This window comes from Vibrio sp. QJM3NY_15 (genome assembly GCF_057785995.1).
On record NZ_CM173518.1, the window covers coordinates 1 to 15628 of the forward strand.

A 15628-nucleotide genomic window follows, 5' to 3' on the forward strand; every position below is an offset into this window, starting at 1 on the left:
ATGGCAACAATGAAAGACGTCGCTCGGCTAGCAAAGGTTTCAACTTCAACCGTCAGCCATGTGATCAACAAGTCACGTTTTGTCAGTGAAGAGATTGCTGAGCGTGTTAACAGTGCGGCTAAAGAACTCAACTACGCACCGTCTGCATTGGCTCGTAGCTTGAAAATGAAGCAAACCAAAACCTTAGGCATGCTAGTTACTACCTCTACTAATCCATTCTTTGGTGAAGTGGTAAAAGGTGTTGAACGTCGTTGTTATGAGAAAGGCTACAACCTTATCTTGTGTAATACAGAAGGCGACAGCGAACGCATGAAATCATCTATCGATACCTTGCTGCAGAAGCGTGTCGATGGCCTAATGCTGATGTGTTCAACCCTTGAGGGCGAGCACATTGATGTATTTGAACGCTACCCAGAATTACCTATCGTTGTGATGGACTGGGGCCCAATGTTGTTCGCGAGCGACAAGATCCAAGATAACTCGCACCAAGGTGGTTACATGGCAACCAAGCACTTGATCGATAACGGTCATGCTCAGATTGGTTGTATCACCGGCCCACTTCACCGCAATCAAGCCTCTTCTCGTTATCAAGGCTTCAAGCAAGCGATGGAAGAAGCGAATCTAGAGATCAACCCTAAGTGGATTGTTGAATCAAACTTCGAATGCGATGGCGGTTTTGACTCTTACCAAACTTTAAAAGCGCGTGGTGAAATGCCATCAGCACTGTTTGTTAGCAATGACATGATGGCAATGGGTGTGATTCACGCTGCCGCTCAAGATGGCACATCAATTCCAAACGATCTTTCGATCATTGGCTACGATGACATCCACTTATCTAAATACATGACCCCAGCTTTGAGCACTATCCACCAGCCAAAACACCGTTTAGGTAAAGCGGCCGTAGATACTCTATTGAATCGACTCAAAACGCCTGATGCGTATCCGCAGGTTGTTGAGTTAGAGCCAACGTTAGTTGAACGAAGCAGCGTAAAAGCGATTTAGTGCTTCTTTCTACAAATCTACACAACTGTTCCAAACAACAGATTGAAGAAACAACCCAAACAACAAAGGGCAAGGTTATCTAACCTTGCCCTTTTCGACTCTATTGCGTTTCACTTGTCTTATTGACGGCTCAGCACAGAGTTTATCTGTTGTATTTCGTCTAACACATCAACACCATTGTATTGAGGCGCAATAGACAAGTCTTGAATATTGATCGTTTCAACAGACTGATGTTCACTGAGCTGAAGCATTAAGTCTCCCTTCGGTGAATAGGCTCTACTGCCACCACAATATGTTGCGGTAAAAGCATCAACCACATCTTGCCCAATGCGATTACAGGTCACGATATGGCACCCTTGTTCTAACGCTCTTGCTTGTGCAATGGCAAAGCTATGATGACCACCAAAATTCGCAGGATGGAGAATAACGTCTACCGACTGATACGCTCTCATGATCTCTGGAAACCAAATATCAAAGCAAATCGCGACACCAAACTTCAAGCCTTTGCATTCAAAAGTAAGGAGCTCACTTCCTCTAGAAAAGTACTCTTTGTCGAATTTAGTTTGACTGACTTTTCTATATTTATGAAGCAAACCTGAACCATCAACCACCACTACGCTGTTGTAATGCTGGCCATCGTCTTTCTCAGCGACACCCGCAACGATTAGCGTCTGATGCTTCGCGGCAAGCAGAGTTAACGAATCAATGGTCGAGCTGTTATTGAAGTCTTCACACAATTCATGAATTTCTGCGGCATCGTTAAAGATATACCCAGTGGAAAAGAGTTCAGGCAACAACGTTATATCACCCACTGCCGTCTCGGCTTCTAAAAGCTCAGAGACTCGCGAGAGGTTCATTTGTTTGTTTTTGTATTCAACTTCAAGCTGAACAAGGGTGACGCTAACACTATCCAAAATCGAATCCTTACTGGGTAACACTTCAAACTGATACTAAGAACGACAGGGTAAGATAATCCCCTATCGCTTGCTGACTCGAGCGCCAATGGTTGAAGCAAGCGCACACTCTCATAAGCACTCAGTTCATCTACTTCATCAGCTTGGGCTCTGGCAAAACTGGTGGTGTGCTGTCCATGTAGGTTAAGAAGTTTTCCCACACCTCATGCGTTCTTTGTTTAATCAGCTTAGTTTTGCAAGAAAGCGCCATAAGACCTCGAATTGAACCATCACGCCATTGGGTATACACCGAGTCACAATGTGCCGTCACGTAAGCTTGCCAACTGTCTTGAGCCATCTTGATTGAGCTAACCAACTCCGCATCATAAGCATTGTGTTCAAAGCTCGCTTCAAGGTATTGATCAAGTTCCACTTGCGCAGCTTCCAATTCGATCGATGCACAGTGATTGATCTCTATGGTATTCATTGCATTCTCGCAATCGACAACATCATCGGATGCTGATGCAAACAAAGGTAAACACGTTAATAACACGACCGTTAAAGCCTTTTTCATTATTTTTCCCTAATTCAAAAGCACATATATGCGCCCTATTAATGCCAAGCGTTACGAATCTTAACAACATAAGACGCCAATTGCTGGTAACTATGTTTAGGATTATGTCCAAAAACCACAAGAGCATACAACCACAGAACAAGAAGCATGGAAAACAAACCTGACTGGAAACCATCTAGGTACAGCTCAGGTAGCAAGTCGACTACCTTTTGATAGTTCACAATTGAAATTGTTGCTTTATTGCTAATCAACTCATACGTTACATTTATTGGGCTGACTATGGCCCAAACTAAAAACCACGACATGCCTGCGACAGGCACTAAACTCAGTAGCGGCTTAAGTTGCTTAATTGGAAAAATGAAATACAAAAGCATAATCAAATATAGAACGGCTAAAAATAAGCTCCATGCGTGAACACTGACTTCAAAAATCCGATAACGCTCATCGAGATACATGACTAACACTACCGCCCCCAATACACCAAGCGATAATAATTTTCCCACATACCTCGTTCTAGAAAATCTGATCAGTACATAACCAATCACAAGAAGGAAGCACGAAAGCCAAGCTAACACTTCTGGTTTGGTCTCAAAAAGACGAGGTGTTGCGGAATTAGACAAAATAAGGATCACGTAAGTAGGAGCAATCAACAAGTAGGCGATCAAAACACGCAGCAACATCCAAATCATATTTTTTATCATTATGCTCAAATCCACTCACTCGCATTACTTCAAAAATTACAGTTCTCTATTTGATGATAAAAAACCGACAACAATCCGCTTCATCAAAAAACGTAAAAGTACTGAACAAAAAAACGACACACTCAACCTTGGAAGCATATCTAACGTTCTGATTTTTATAGTAAGACGATAAAACACTCTATTTCAATAAATAACACGTGCGCACATTCACACTATTTATGCATTGCCTTGCATCGCTATCGTTAAATTTATAAATTAACTTGAATGCTCACCCAATCGGTAACGCTTCTCCAACTATGGATATCAAGTACCAACATTTTGCCAAGACTTCGTTCTACTTTGCCATTTCTTTCTTTTTTTCTATGGCATTGCTTATCCCTTTTACACCATCTCACTACCAGAATTTAACCGAAGACACATCAAGGCTCGTCGAAACAAGGCTTGAGAGCATCCAATCAAGGTTCGACCTTTTTTTATCAGGCATCACACCGAGCCATACTTGCGACTCAATGGTTAGACAGCTTCGCCAAACTGTTTTTGATGCCGATTGGGTGAAAGAAGCGGCGGTATTCAATAAAGACGACCGTTTTTACTGCTCGACTACCGATGGCGAAGTCTCGTTTCGCCTGTACAGCACCATCAGACAAAGACTCAATGACGACCCTAACTTAACAACCTTGTCGTATTCAAATTCAGCGATCACTCAAGTGCAATCCATCATGCTTATGTTCTCGAATAAGGACGATGCAGGAGTGAGCCTGATGATTCCGCCACACTTCATCTATGACACTGTAGAGACGAACCTTAACAACCATGGCATTCAGGCCAAAGTTGAGGTGATCAAGAGAGATATCCACCCATCTGATATCGATCCGTCCATCGCCAAAGTACGGATACAATCGAACATCTACCCACTCACCATCACGTCATACATTGGGTATCAGTATTATTGGAACTTCATGTTGAGCTATTTGTGGTTTGGCTTTTTGATGGCCGGAATTACGACCATTATTCTCCTTTCTATCAAACATAAAAAACAGAGCCAACGTAGCTTAGAGTACTCGCTGTCTAGCGCACTCAAAAACAAACACCTACATGTTCACATGCAACCTATCGTCAACCGAAACACAACCGAAATCGTAGGCTGTGAATCGCTGCTCAGGTGGAACGACCCAATTGAAGGCAATGTATCCCCTGCAATCTTCATTCCTTTGGCAGAAAGCTTGGGGTTGATTGAAGACCTAACCTACTTTGTGTTGCGTGAAGTGTTAGACACATTGAAAAATCATCGCGAACTGTTTGAGTCAAAATACATCAGCGTCAATATCAGCCGAAACGTTGTCTCCAACAGTAACTTCGCCAACAAAGTCATTAGCATCTATAAGAAGAATCCGGACATTCTTAAGCAAGTCGTTTTTGAAGTTACAGAAGATGGCGAGTGCTCTGATGCGGATATGGTCAAAATCAAAAACAACTTAACTAAGCTTGCCGATTTAGGTGTGAGAGTAGCGATTGATGATTTTGGTACTGGGTATGCGGGCTTGGATTTTGTGAGACAATTTCCGTTCAGCATTCTCAAAATCGATCGCGTGTTTGTGAAAAACATTTCGGACGAATCGAGCCTTGGTATCCCCTTACTCGAATCAATGCTTCAGTTGTCACGCACTCTAGGCATGCAGGTAATCGTTGAAGGGGTTGAGTACGAATCCCAAGTGAACATCTTGTCTAAACTGGGCGTTGACTATATCCAAGGCTTCTATTTTTATAAGCCAATGCCGATCAACCTGACGATAAGCTTGCTTAGGCAGCAGCATAGGCATGAACGATAATTATAGTCCAATGACCTATACTATAAAGTCCAAACATCACGCAATAAACCTAAACGCTTGCTTATGAACAATATGTGAACCAAACTCAGCCGGTTTCTTTATCAATGAAGAAACCGGGCCTTTTTTTCGATTCAATATAGGTTCGCCCTACATACTCTCCTATCACACCTAAACTCATTAACTGAACCCCACCAAGAAAATAAATAGAAGTGATCAAAGATGTCCAACCATCAATAGCTTCACCTGTAAATTTAATATAGAGAGAGTTTATTCCTGCAATAAAAGAAAAAAAAGAAATAACAAGCCCCAGACACGTAATTACACGCAAAGGGACAATTGAATGAGAAGTTATAGCATCAAGGGCTAAAGAGATCATTTTCTTTAAAGAATACTTACTTTTACCAAGACTACGTTCATTCCTTACATATTTTACTATGCTCGAACTAAAGCCAATTTGACGAATTAGTCCTCGTAAATATAGATTAGATTCTCTATGTTCCAGTAACGCACTAGTGACCTTGCGCGACATTAAACGAAAGTCTGCATGATTTTCAATATGATGAATTCTTAAAAATGAGATCAATTTATAAAACAACTTTGCAGAGGTCTTCTTAAGCCATCGATCTGAGTCTCGGGAGCTTCGCACACCAAATACGACATCAATACCTTGTCGATAACTTTCTAACATAGATCTAATTATGTAAATGTCATCTTGAAGATCTGCATCAAGGGTCACTGAAATATCACCATCTATGTATGAAAGTCCTGCAAAAAGGGCTTTTTGGTGTCCGACATTGCTTGCCAATTTAATCCCTTTCACCAAGAAATCATCTTTACTTGCTTCTAGTATTAACTCCCAAGTTCTATCTCTACTTCCATCATCTACAAATAAGATATAGCTTGAAGTAGAAATCATCTGGGATTCAATCAGCTCCAACATTAAATCACTAACACAATTCAATGTATAACTAAATATATCCTCTTCATTATAACAAGGAATCACGACACATAATTTAGGAATCAACAAAACCTTTCACCTCTAGTTATTAACTATAATTAGCAACCCACTTATTATTAATATTAAACCAAAAATATCGTACTTATTTACACTTTCTCCTAAAATAAAGTAACCAAAGAAATAAGTTATAAAGAACGTAAGTGCAGTAAAAGGAAATACCTTTATTAGTTCTTCTTGTGATAAAGCATAAACCCAAAGTATAGCACCAACAACATAACATATTATCCCAAAGCTTAGCCAAACATTGAGAAAGCACTTCGTGAAATTTATATTTATTGCGCCAATTTTTAGAAATAACTGTCCTAATGATGCAAAAGCCACACTGGTTAATACAACAAATAAATTAATATTAGACATTTAGATGCCTTTTTATTTTATAAATCATGACGACTGTATGTTTTTTAAAAATTGCTATAAATGTCATAATTCTAACTGGAAGGAGTCTTATAATAAACTTCATAGCCTTATTTATTAATGATGCATAGTCTTTAATGTCATGATCTGACTCTACTTTAAAAGTAGATAGAATATCGCTGTACTTCGTTCCCTTCTTTATAAAGATAAATATATTATTTTTATACCATACCTCAACTCCATTATGCTTAACCAACCTTGACCGAATCGGATCAAACATATCATAACCATGACTTTGGAACTTATTTTTCCAATATGAATATGGCTTTTCATTCACATGATTTTCTCCACCTTGCCCAACTGAAGCGGCAGAAAAAAACACAATATCTGAATGTATACATAAGTTTCTAACTAGAATATCCGAATTTTCTTCTTTAATATGCTCCGCAACTTCAAGGCACTGACACAGTGAAAATCTCTTATTAAGGTCAAATTCTTCAGAGACATCAATTGAAAAAAAATGTCTTTCATCAATCATCAGTCTTTCACTATTGATATAACCTCCATCCAAGCCAACAACTTCAATATCACCTTGGTCTTTCCAGATACTTAACCAAGCTCCTTGCCCACAACCAACATCAAGTACGCTGCTAACATCTATAATTTCGGAGATATAAGGAATGACAACTCTTGCCGATTTAACAGAACCAATATTTATATATTCATAAAAAACATCGTCGTAACTATGCATTAAACATTCCTTATTAAAAGAGTCCAACAACCTATTGTCTTACCGATAACAAAGTTTCCTTTAGGAATCTCCTTCGATATGTCAATCTCTAAGAATGAACAGTCTCTAATTAAAACATAGTCGTAATATGTATAATTTTCCCATTTTACTTCAGGATAATCATACCTTGTTCTGGATGAAAAATTCTTAACATTGTTATCAACCTCATTAGAAAATCGAACCATTTCAGGATGAAAGTATGCAAAGTTGAAGTCTATCTCTAGCTCTTTTTTAACCACTAACATCTGAGGGATCCACAAAAAATATGGCTCAGGAAGAATTTTATAATCACTTGATGAATAGTCATTATTGTTGGATAAAAATATTAACCTCGCCCTCTCATCGATAAATTCTTCAAACTTATAAACCACATTTAAGTTTTCGTTACTCTCAATAACACGATTAACTCTTGGTATTACACTTAGAGCAACAGCAATAGAGATCAGTAAGTAAAATTTTCCTTTAGATTTTATTTCAGATACAGAAAAGGCAAAAAACATAGGAAGCAATATCAATAATCTATCTGAAAAAAAAACCGTTGATACCAATCTATTCGGTAAAACTAAAAATATAACAATAGACAAACAGGATAATTTAGCATAAATGTTGCCTTTCAATTTAAATACAAAACACTCTCTTATTAGGTAGTAGACAATACAAAATTTAATAAATCCAAAAATTTTATCATTCCCCATGAGATTGGCGCCAATTAAGCTAAAAAATCTATAAATGATAGAATGGTATGTAAAAAGATCTTCATCCATGTTTAAACTTGCACTATTTTTTAATGAAATCAACCAGATTACAATGAATATTAGAGGGGATAATATTTTTAAAAATCCTTTAACTAGATACAAGTTAAACCCGTCTTTAAAGCAAATGAAAAATATATACACTATTATTAATCCCCACGCTATTGCATGAGAGTAAATAATAAAAAATGAAAAAACAACATTAACTAAACTGTTAGGATTGTTATCGCAGACTATAAAGTAGTACAACCATATTACACTAAAACCAACAGCTATTAAAAATGGTATAAACCCCCAGTTAAATGGAAGACAATAAAGAAATGGTATTGTTAAAATCCTAATATCTTCCTGTTTTCCTATTTTCTTAGCAATTAGCCCCGTAAATAGAGGGATGGATAGTAAGTAAAATGTAATACCTATCTTAAGAGCAATGACAGGAGATGAAATCAAAGTGAAAAACAACAAAAATAGATTGGTTATAATATAAGGAGTAAACCAATTTATTTCATATAAATCACCATAGAATTCATTACCAGAAACGAGCGATTTTAAGGCTGATAGCTGGGCTATATGTTGGGGAAAATCAACCATCGCGGGGGATTCATATAACCATACTGGTAATATAGTTAATATTATTAACACATAAAAAACAACATCCGATAACTTCACGTTAGGCAATACAGAAGTAATGTTCATATACGTCCTTGAAGTTATGAGTTTTTATTATCGGAATTGCTCTAGTAATTGAACGTTTATAATGTTGAATAGCTACAAGTATGGAACAGTGCTTAAAATATTCAAGAAACCTCAGCACATTCCTTAGAATCAGTAAGTATTTCGAACATCACCGCACCAACTTAACCAAACTGTCTGATTTAGGTGTGCGAGTGGCGATTGATGACTTTGGTACTGGCTATGCGGGCTTGGATTTTGTGAGACAGTTTCCGTTCAGCATTCTCAAGATCGATCGCGTGTTTGTGAAAAACATTTCGGACGAATCGAGCCTTGGTATCCCTTTACTCGAATCAATGCTTCAGTTGTCACGCACTCTAGGCATGCAGGTAATCGTTGAAGGGGTTGAGTACGAATCCCAAGTGAACATCTTGTCTAAACTGGGCGTCGACTATATCCAAGGCTTCTATTTTTATAAGCCAATGCCGATCAACCTGACGATAAGCTTACTCAGACAACAATATGTAGACTCTAGCCATCATCAAGAGTCATCGCCGTCTAAAACTGCATTAGAACAACCCTAAATCGAGTCTATTCCCTCAGTTACTCTTGATGTTTTCCAAACTCCTCAAGCAAATAGAGCTAGAGCACTGTTTTTAGTGCCCTAGCTCTACTTTTAGTTATCTACCTTACCCAACCGCACTCTATGCATTTGTACACCTAACAATCTAACCTACAATAACAATAGGCCCTTAGTGTATGGAATACGTGTCTCTATGTTTGCGAGTTGGTTTGATGATATATCCCTACAACGAAAGCTATTAGTCAGTTTTTTCACACCTATTGCGCTAATGGTTCTAGTTTCGTTCTCTGTCCATCAAAACACCCAATCAATGGTCGAAGATAACCACTGGGTAGTTCATACGCACAAAGCCATTGCACGAGCTCAAGAGCTTCTTAACCTAGCGATTGATATGGAAACAGGCCAACGTGGATACCTGATTACTGGTGATCCTGTGTTTTTGGAGCCTTACCACCTTGCGCTTGATGTTTGGAATCAGAAAGTGAATACACTGAGCAGTCAAATCAGTGATAACCCGAGCCAAGTTGAACGACTCAATCGCATCGATGCTCTTCACGAAGCGTGGTTAACAGAAGCCGGAGAAAAAGAAATCGCTCAACGCAGTCTCGTTGGTAATAGCAACACCACAATGCAGAATGTTATAGAGCTGACTCAGAAACAAACCGGAAAGAAAATCATTGATGAGATTCGTAGCGAGATAGCCGAATTCATAGAAATTGAACAGACACTCATTCAGGTTCGAGTCGAAAAATCGGACAAATCCGCCAATCAAACCACTTATGTGCTGATTCTAGGGACACTTTTTTCAACGTTTATTTCACTGATCGTAGCAGTATGGTCATCAAATCGCATTAAAAAACGTATTCACCTACTTCTTAACGCTGCGAATCAGGTAGCGGCAGGACATTTAAAACAAGTCGCCTCGACGCTTAACCAGAGCCCTATACAAACGGGGACGGACGAAGTTGCTCAACTAACCCAGAGTTTCCATAAGATGGCGACCAATCTGGTTAAAAGTGACAATCAGATGCAAGCGTCGAATCAAGCGCTGATCGCTGAACGTAAAAAAGCCGAAGCGGCAGCCAAAGCTAAAAGCGAATTCCTTTCAACCATGAGCCACGAAATACGAACGCCAATGAATGGCGTGCTGGGCATATCTCAAATCATCGCAGCGCAAACTAAAGAGCCATCGACCAAAGAGAACATCGATATCATCCTTGATTCTGGTCAGCATCTCATGACCATACTCAATGACATTCTCGACTTCTCCAAAGTCGAAGAGAATAAGCTCGAACTAGAAATCGCTCCGTTCAATTTTAATCAAGTCATTCACCCCGTCAGCGGTGCCATAAAACCCATGGCCGATGAAAAAAGTATCCGTTTGATCGTCGAAAACAAAATCCCTGAAAATATAGAGCTCATTGGTGATTGCGCGAGACTTCGCCAAATCTTGTTCAATCTAGGCGGTAACGCGACCAAGTTCACCAACGATGGGCATGTTCTGATTCAAGCGGCACTCAACAAACAAGAAAGCCGACTGCTTCTCACTGTTACCGATACCGGGATCGGCATCCCGAAAGATAAGCACCAACACGTCTTTAATTCTTTTGAACAAGCAGACACATCAACGACGAGGAAGTTTGGTGGTACAGGGCTCGGACTCGCTATCGTAAAGAACTTGGTGGAGTTGATGGACGGTCAAATCACCTTGAACAGCGCTGTAGGGCTTGGCACTAAATTCCAAGTGTCATTACCTATCAAGTGGCAGGAAAGCCAAGCAGCACACACTGCCCCGAACTTAATCAGCACAACAGAACCTTCCAAGAACCCACTGAATGTTCTACTTGTCGAAGACAACCGCATTAACGCCATTGTTGCCAAAGGATTCTGTGAAAACCTTGGATACAATGTGGAGCTGGCAGAAAATGGAAGAATCGCAACCGAATACCTAAAAACCGCTGTATATGACCTGATTTTGATGGATAACCACATGCCCGAAATGAATGGCGTGGAGGCAACTCAATATATCAGGCAACAGCTTGGTTTAGAGACTCTGATCTTTGCTTACACTGCCGATGTTTTCCGTGAAGCGCATGACAGTTTCATTGAAGCGGGTGCAGACCATATTTTAACCAAGCCCTTGCAACAAGAGAGCTTCTTCGATGCGTTGCAACAGTTTTCGACGCGCTTACCTCAACACCCCAAAAGCAACCAAACTGCTTGCCAAACAAGTAACGTCATAGAGCTACATCGAGAACCCATTGAAAAGCTTCGACTGACAGAAGAGGAGATAAGCCATTCTGATGTCATTCAGTCGTTCAAGGAGAGTCACGACCGTTTAATCATACTCTTAGAATCAACAACCGTAGAGTTTGAACAATCCATCGACCAACTTATCAAATTCTATATGACCAAAGATCTAGCCCTGTTGAGCCAAACTCTACACTCGATTAAAGGGATGGCACTCAACCTAGGGCTCAGCATCTTATCGAATCAAGCCCTGACTCTAGAAACACAAACGAAGAACCAACAACAGCCCGATATCGAGCAACTACAGAAGCTTATCAACCGCATCTTGGTCAACGAGCATCAAGCGCAGAGAATGATCATTGCCTACGCTCCGCAATTACCTAATCGAACAGGCTAAGTATGCGAGAGTAATCAACACCACCTTTCTGTTAACGGATAATCCTGCCCAAGTCACCATTAACGCTATCCAGTTAGTAGCCAATCAATCGGACATTCCTTGTTACATAAGGCACTAAAAAACAACGAAAGAAAATGTGAAGACGATGGGTCTCCTTGGAGGGACATTTAATTCATCGCATCGTTGAGTGCATAAAAGGAATATCATGGAAAAGACACTTCAAACCAAACTGGCGACAAGCCTACTGCTGCTGAGAGTCGGAATTTTTATCGTCTTCTTGTTCTGGGGCTTGGATAAGATTCTGGTACCAGAGCACGCTACAAAGGTGCTGTCTGGCTTTTACGGCATCGACATTTCGGATAACGCAATAATGGCCATGGGTGTCGCACAGCTCGGCTTTTTAGGCGCGTTCGTCGTCGGTATGCGGAAGAAGTACACCTATGGTGCCATTTTAGTCCTGCATGCAGGTTCCACCTTCGCCTCTTTTGGAAAATACATGGACCCGTTCAATAACCTACTATTCTTCGCCTCTTGGCCAATGCTCGCAGCGTGTGTCGCACTCTTCTTACTTCGCGACTACGACACTTACAGTGTTTCCAACTAATACAAAGGGCGCCTATTATTGGCGCCCTGTTTGGTTGTCTTGATTATTAAGCGTTTGTTATAGCTCTTTATCTTCGGGTGAAAGCTTTAAGAATGTTATCTGCAACAGAGTTACTTTCGAAGTAATACTCTAACGAAACGTATGGGGAGCTTTCATAAACTAAACATGAAGCACCGACTCGCAAATCTCCAACGGTTTTAGAGTAGCTCGATTTACCAGCTTCAAACTGAAATGCTGGATAATACTCCTGAAACTTGTCAACCAAATAGCCTAAAGCTGAAATGCATTCACTCTTACTGATAAAACCTCGCTCGACTTTAACTCGTCCCACCAATCCAGAGCCATTATCTATTGTAACTTCGTAGTCTGATACAAAACTAAGCTTTGAGTCAGTCTCTATCTCTAAAGGCACTCGAAAATTAGTAATTGGACTATCAGTGGCAATATTGAAGTTTTTCAAAGGTACGACTGGGAAAGGTTTAGCTACTTCAACTTCAAATATAGGGAAACCTTCACCTTGAGAGGTTGTGTGTTGTTCTACTGAACTAAAGCTACCCCCCATCATATAACCAAGGGTGGTCATGCAGGCCATAACTAAACCTATTTGCATTTTGTGCATCTGATTCCTTAGACTATCGATGAGCTATAACGAATGACAGGGATCCCCTTTCCGAGGATTTTCCACAATTGTGTAGTACCTAATTGCACCGAAGCTATCATTTGAACAAAATTTAAAGCCTTGTTAGATGACGATTACTCCGAACTTTTGAGTTCTTGCGGATTAAACTTGTAGTTATAACTATTCCACTTTGAAGCAATACCAATATCATAACCGTAGGTAAGAGTTACTTTAATCAAGTTTTTATTTAGTGACTCTGGGTAAGTATAAATTATAGTTTGGACTAGTTGCTTTGCGATCTCTGAATCTCGAACACTATCTTTATAAAGAAAAGCTTGAGCTTTCACATATGTCGTTGTTTTACTGCCAGAGTTTGATGAAGCAAAAGTTGTTGAACCTTCTGTGACCCCTGCATATTTTACTGACTCATTATCATTGATTGCTTTCTGTGTTACTAACAGTCCCTTGAACGATTCTGATTCAGTTAAGTCAGAAGTAAGAGCGGGGACAAGGACCGCAGTAACAAATAAGCCGGTAACCACCACTAAGTGAGGTCTCCAGACTGATGGCAACTCTTCAGAACTAGCCTCTGCATTTACGACATAAGTACCTACGGCAAGATCATGTAATGACTGTCGGGTTACGCGATTAAAAATATATAAGTAAGTAATTGAGCATAAGCCACCAAATACGATAAACGATAACAGGTACATTAAATATGGGATTACTGCTTCGTTAGTAATTTGTGCTCCATTCAAAGAAAATGGAACGGCAAGGAAGCTATACCTCAAAAAGGACTTCGGTAGGCTGATAGTTGAATTGCATGAGTCAACAACTCTTATATTTAGAAGCTTTTTTCCTATTGTCTGGCCATTTAATAAAGAGCTATTCATTACACCAAAATATGTAATTGACACAACAAAGCCAATCAACCTTCCCCACTCACCAAGCTGGACGAAAACATCTTCTAGAAATAAGCCGACAACATACCCCAATACACCTAAAAATATTGTGTCAATAAACAAGGCTCCGATTCTCGTCCAGAAACCACAAATCCATTTTTCTTGTACTTCTTCCAAAATATAATCCTTACTATGATGCTTGAAAGTAATCTAACGAATGACATGGATTCCCCCTACCGAGGGTCTGCCACACTTATGTGGTGCTCAATCACACCGGACACACCATGTCTACTTGAATTACTGATTAGGTTGTTGGTATCGCTCGCTTAATAGCTTCAGCTAGCCCATCGGCGTTTTCCCACGCCATTGAATGCCCAGCATCAGAAACAAGGCTGATCGCTATACCGTGGTTACTCAGTTCTTCGGTATCACTGTCTGGCAAAGATTCACTACCAAATATATAAGTTCTGTTTACGTTCAGAGAATACAACCTATCACGCCAACTCGGGCGCTGCCCTTCTATCAAGGACACGGCTTGCCTGTGCATACCTATCGCTGAATTCACGGCTAAACTGGCAGCCCATTGAGTATTTTGGTTATCGATGCTGTGTTGCCCTATCTGGGCGTGACCGTGATTGGCATATTCAAGCTCGGTGTAGCTCGCAATCTTCTTGCTAAAGAACCCGCCACCTGAATCAAGGTTAGCCTCACTTAACACCAAGGCCTGTAGTTGTGGTTGAACTTTTTCAGCCAACACAACCGACACAGCGCCACCCATGCTGTGACCATAGATAACAAACTTATCCAAACCCAAAGATTGAATAAACGCCTCAAGATAAGCCGCGTGGCTACCGATGGAATAATCGAAGTCCTCAGGTTTATCACTAAACCCAGAACCTAATAAATCAACAAGAATGCGCCGATGAGGAAGCAACCAATCACTAGCCGCAACGGCCGGATAATCAAACGAGGAAGCACAACCAATACCGTGTATAAAAATAATAGGCACTTCCGAACCGGGAAGATCATGATACCTGAGTATCACGTTGCTCCCCTTAACCTTAAACTCTTTCATTTATTCCTCTGAAACCAACTCAACACGACACTGAACTTATGCATGGTTAAAATGCCAAGTGTGTAGAATAATTACCTAAGCATTGTTATTTTTTCTCAACAGCCTTAGTCGCTAAAACAGCTAAACCACCTAAAGCTAAGGCACCACCAAGGAACTTAGCAAACTTAGGGTTTTCAGAGTATAAGCCAACTAAACTTACGCCTAAAACAGCACCTGTCGCGCCCGCAACAACTTGGGTCGAAGACATTTTTAACCCCGTTGCCCATTTAGCAAAATGCTCACAATTTCTGTCAGTCAAAGAATATTTCCACTTTCCAATTTGAGAACGCGCCAGCTCAAGTACCTCTGACACAGGTCGGTCGTATGTAACTTCCGTTAAGTAAGTATGCTCACCCTTAGTGACTATATCCCAGCTTTCTTCTTGGACTGTGCCGTTTCGCTGAGTTGCAGAAATGAGCATAGGCAGCCCTTTCTCACATAGTACGTCCGAGACCAAAGACCAGTGCTGATAAACACCAAAGTTGCTGACAACAATATCACCAGCCTTCAGATTTTTAATTGACATGTGTATCCCTACATCTAATTGATTGATGGTATCAATATGTAGGCATAT

General features: G+C 40.2%; 16 protein-coding genes. 5 read left to right on the forward strand and 11 right to left on the reverse strand.

The genetic code is table 11. The features are described from left to right. Complete coding sequence (locus AC3CKG_RS16490) at positions 1 to 1002, forward strand: substrate-binding domain-containing protein (protein WP_065105474.1); 1002 nt, start codon at positions 1 to 3, stop codon at positions 1000 to 1002. 119 nt (positions 1003 to 1121) lie between these two features. On the opposite strand, the gene AC3CKG_RS16495 is transcribed toward AC3CKG_RS16490, so the two are convergent. The 3 genes from AC3CKG_RS16495 to AC3CKG_RS16505 all read right to left on the reverse strand — a co-directional run bounded on the left by AC3CKG_RS16495 (position 1122) and on the right by AC3CKG_RS16505 (position 3170). Next, complete coding sequence (locus tag AC3CKG_RS16495; protein ID WP_488529567.1) at positions 1122 to 1916, reverse strand: carbon-nitrogen hydrolase family protein; 795 nt, start codon at positions 1914 to 1916, stop codon at positions 1122 to 1124. 130 nt (positions 1917 to 2046) lie between these two features. Beyond that, the gene (locus tag AC3CKG_RS16500) at positions 2047 to 2469 is read right to left on the reverse strand and encodes a lysozyme inhibitor LprI family protein (RefSeq protein ID WP_488529568.1); all 423 of its coding nucleotides are present in this window, start codon (positions 2467 to 2469) and stop codon (positions 2047 to 2049) included. 38 nt (positions 2470 to 2507) lie between these two features. Further along, positions 2508 to 3170: a hypothetical protein gene (locus AC3CKG_RS16505; RefSeq protein ID WP_198594740.1), complete on the reverse strand. Its 663-nt coding sequence runs from the start codon at positions 3168 to 3170 to the stop codon at positions 2508 to 2510. Positions 3171 to 3466: 296 nt separating this feature from the next. On the opposite strand from AC3CKG_RS16505, the gene AC3CKG_RS16510 reads away from it, so the two are divergent. Next, entirely contained in the window at positions 3467 to 4999 is a 1533-nt protein-coding gene (locus AC3CKG_RS16510) for an EAL domain-containing protein (RefSeq protein WP_488529569.1), read from the forward strand. 85 nt (positions 5000 to 5084) lie between these two features. Here the strand turns inward: AC3CKG_RS16510 and AC3CKG_RS16515 are convergent, their stop codons facing one another. Genes AC3CKG_RS16515 through AC3CKG_RS16530 form a run of 4 tightly spaced genes read right to left on the reverse strand, consistent with a single transcriptional unit; the run spans position 5085 to position 8609 of the window. Beyond that, the gene (locus tag AC3CKG_RS16515) at positions 5085 to 6026 is read right to left on the reverse strand and encodes a glycosyltransferase family 2 protein (RefSeq protein WP_241907534.1); all 942 of its coding nucleotides are present in this window, start codon (positions 6024 to 6026) and stop codon (positions 5085 to 5087) included. A 12-nt stretch (positions 6027 to 6038) separates the two neighbouring features. Further along, positions 6039 to 6374, reverse strand: a complete 336-nt coding sequence (locus AC3CKG_RS16520) for an EamA family transporter (protein WP_488529570.1) — start codon at positions 6372 to 6374, stop codon at positions 6039 to 6041. Beyond that, a complete protein-coding gene (locus AC3CKG_RS16525; RefSeq protein WP_488529571.1) occupies positions 6367 to 7122 on the reverse strand; it encodes a methyltransferase domain-containing protein in 756 nt (251 codons plus the stop codon). The genes AC3CKG_RS16520 and AC3CKG_RS16525 overlap by 8 nt, the downstream gene beginning before the upstream one ends. Further along, positions 7122 to 8609, reverse strand: coding sequence for a hypothetical protein (locus AC3CKG_RS16530; protein ID WP_488529572.1), 1488 nt, complete (start codon positions 8607 to 8609; stop codon positions 7122 to 7124). Before AC3CKG_RS16530 ends, AC3CKG_RS16525 begins: the two co-directional genes overlap by 1 nt. 80 nt (positions 8610 to 8689) lie before the next feature. On the opposite strand from AC3CKG_RS16530, the gene AC3CKG_RS16535 reads away from it, so the two are divergent. The 3 genes from AC3CKG_RS16535 (at position 8690) to AC3CKG_RS16545 (ending at position 12419) form a co-directional block, all read left to right on the forward strand. Then, complete coding sequence (locus AC3CKG_RS16535; RefSeq protein WP_488529573.1) at positions 8690 to 9169, forward strand: EAL domain-containing protein; 480 nt, start codon at positions 8690 to 8692, stop codon at positions 9167 to 9169. A gap of 192 nt (positions 9170 to 9361) precedes the next feature. Then, positions 9362 to 11815 carry a CHASE3 domain-containing protein gene (locus AC3CKG_RS16540; RefSeq protein ID WP_488529574.1) on the forward strand — a complete coding sequence of 818 codons (2454 nt, stop codon included), beginning with the start codon at positions 9362 to 9364 and terminating at the stop codon, positions 11813 to 11815. A 205-nt stretch (positions 11816 to 12020) separates the two neighbouring features. Beyond that, a complete protein-coding gene (locus AC3CKG_RS16545; protein WP_488529575.1) occupies positions 12021 to 12419 on the forward strand; it encodes a hypothetical protein in 399 nt (132 codons plus the stop codon). A gap of 67 nt (positions 12420 to 12486) precedes the next feature. Here the strand turns inward: AC3CKG_RS16545 and AC3CKG_RS16550 are convergent, their stop codons facing one another. The 4 genes from AC3CKG_RS16550 to AC3CKG_RS16565 all read right to left on the reverse strand — a co-directional run bounded on the left by AC3CKG_RS16550 (position 12487) and on the right by AC3CKG_RS16565 (position 15580). Further along, positions 12487 to 13038 carry a hypothetical protein gene (locus AC3CKG_RS16550; protein ID WP_065105470.1) on the reverse strand — a complete coding sequence of 184 codons (552 nt, stop codon included), beginning with the start codon at positions 13036 to 13038 and terminating at the stop codon, positions 12487 to 12489. A 134-nt stretch (positions 13039 to 13172) separates the two neighbouring features. After that, complete coding sequence (locus AC3CKG_RS16555; protein WP_065105469.1) at positions 13173 to 14117, reverse strand: RDD family protein; 945 nt, start codon at positions 14115 to 14117, stop codon at positions 13173 to 13175. A gap of 127 nt (positions 14118 to 14244) precedes the next feature. Further along, entirely contained in the window at positions 14245 to 15015 is a 771-nt protein-coding gene (locus AC3CKG_RS16560; RefSeq protein WP_102291830.1) for an alpha/beta fold hydrolase, read from the reverse strand. Between the two features lie 85 nt (positions 15016 to 15100). Beyond that, positions 15101 to 15580, reverse strand: coding sequence for a lecithin retinol acyltransferase family protein (locus tag AC3CKG_RS16565; RefSeq protein WP_065105467.1), 480 nt, complete (start codon positions 15578 to 15580; stop codon positions 15101 to 15103). Positions 15581 to 15628 lie beyond the last annotated feature (48 nt).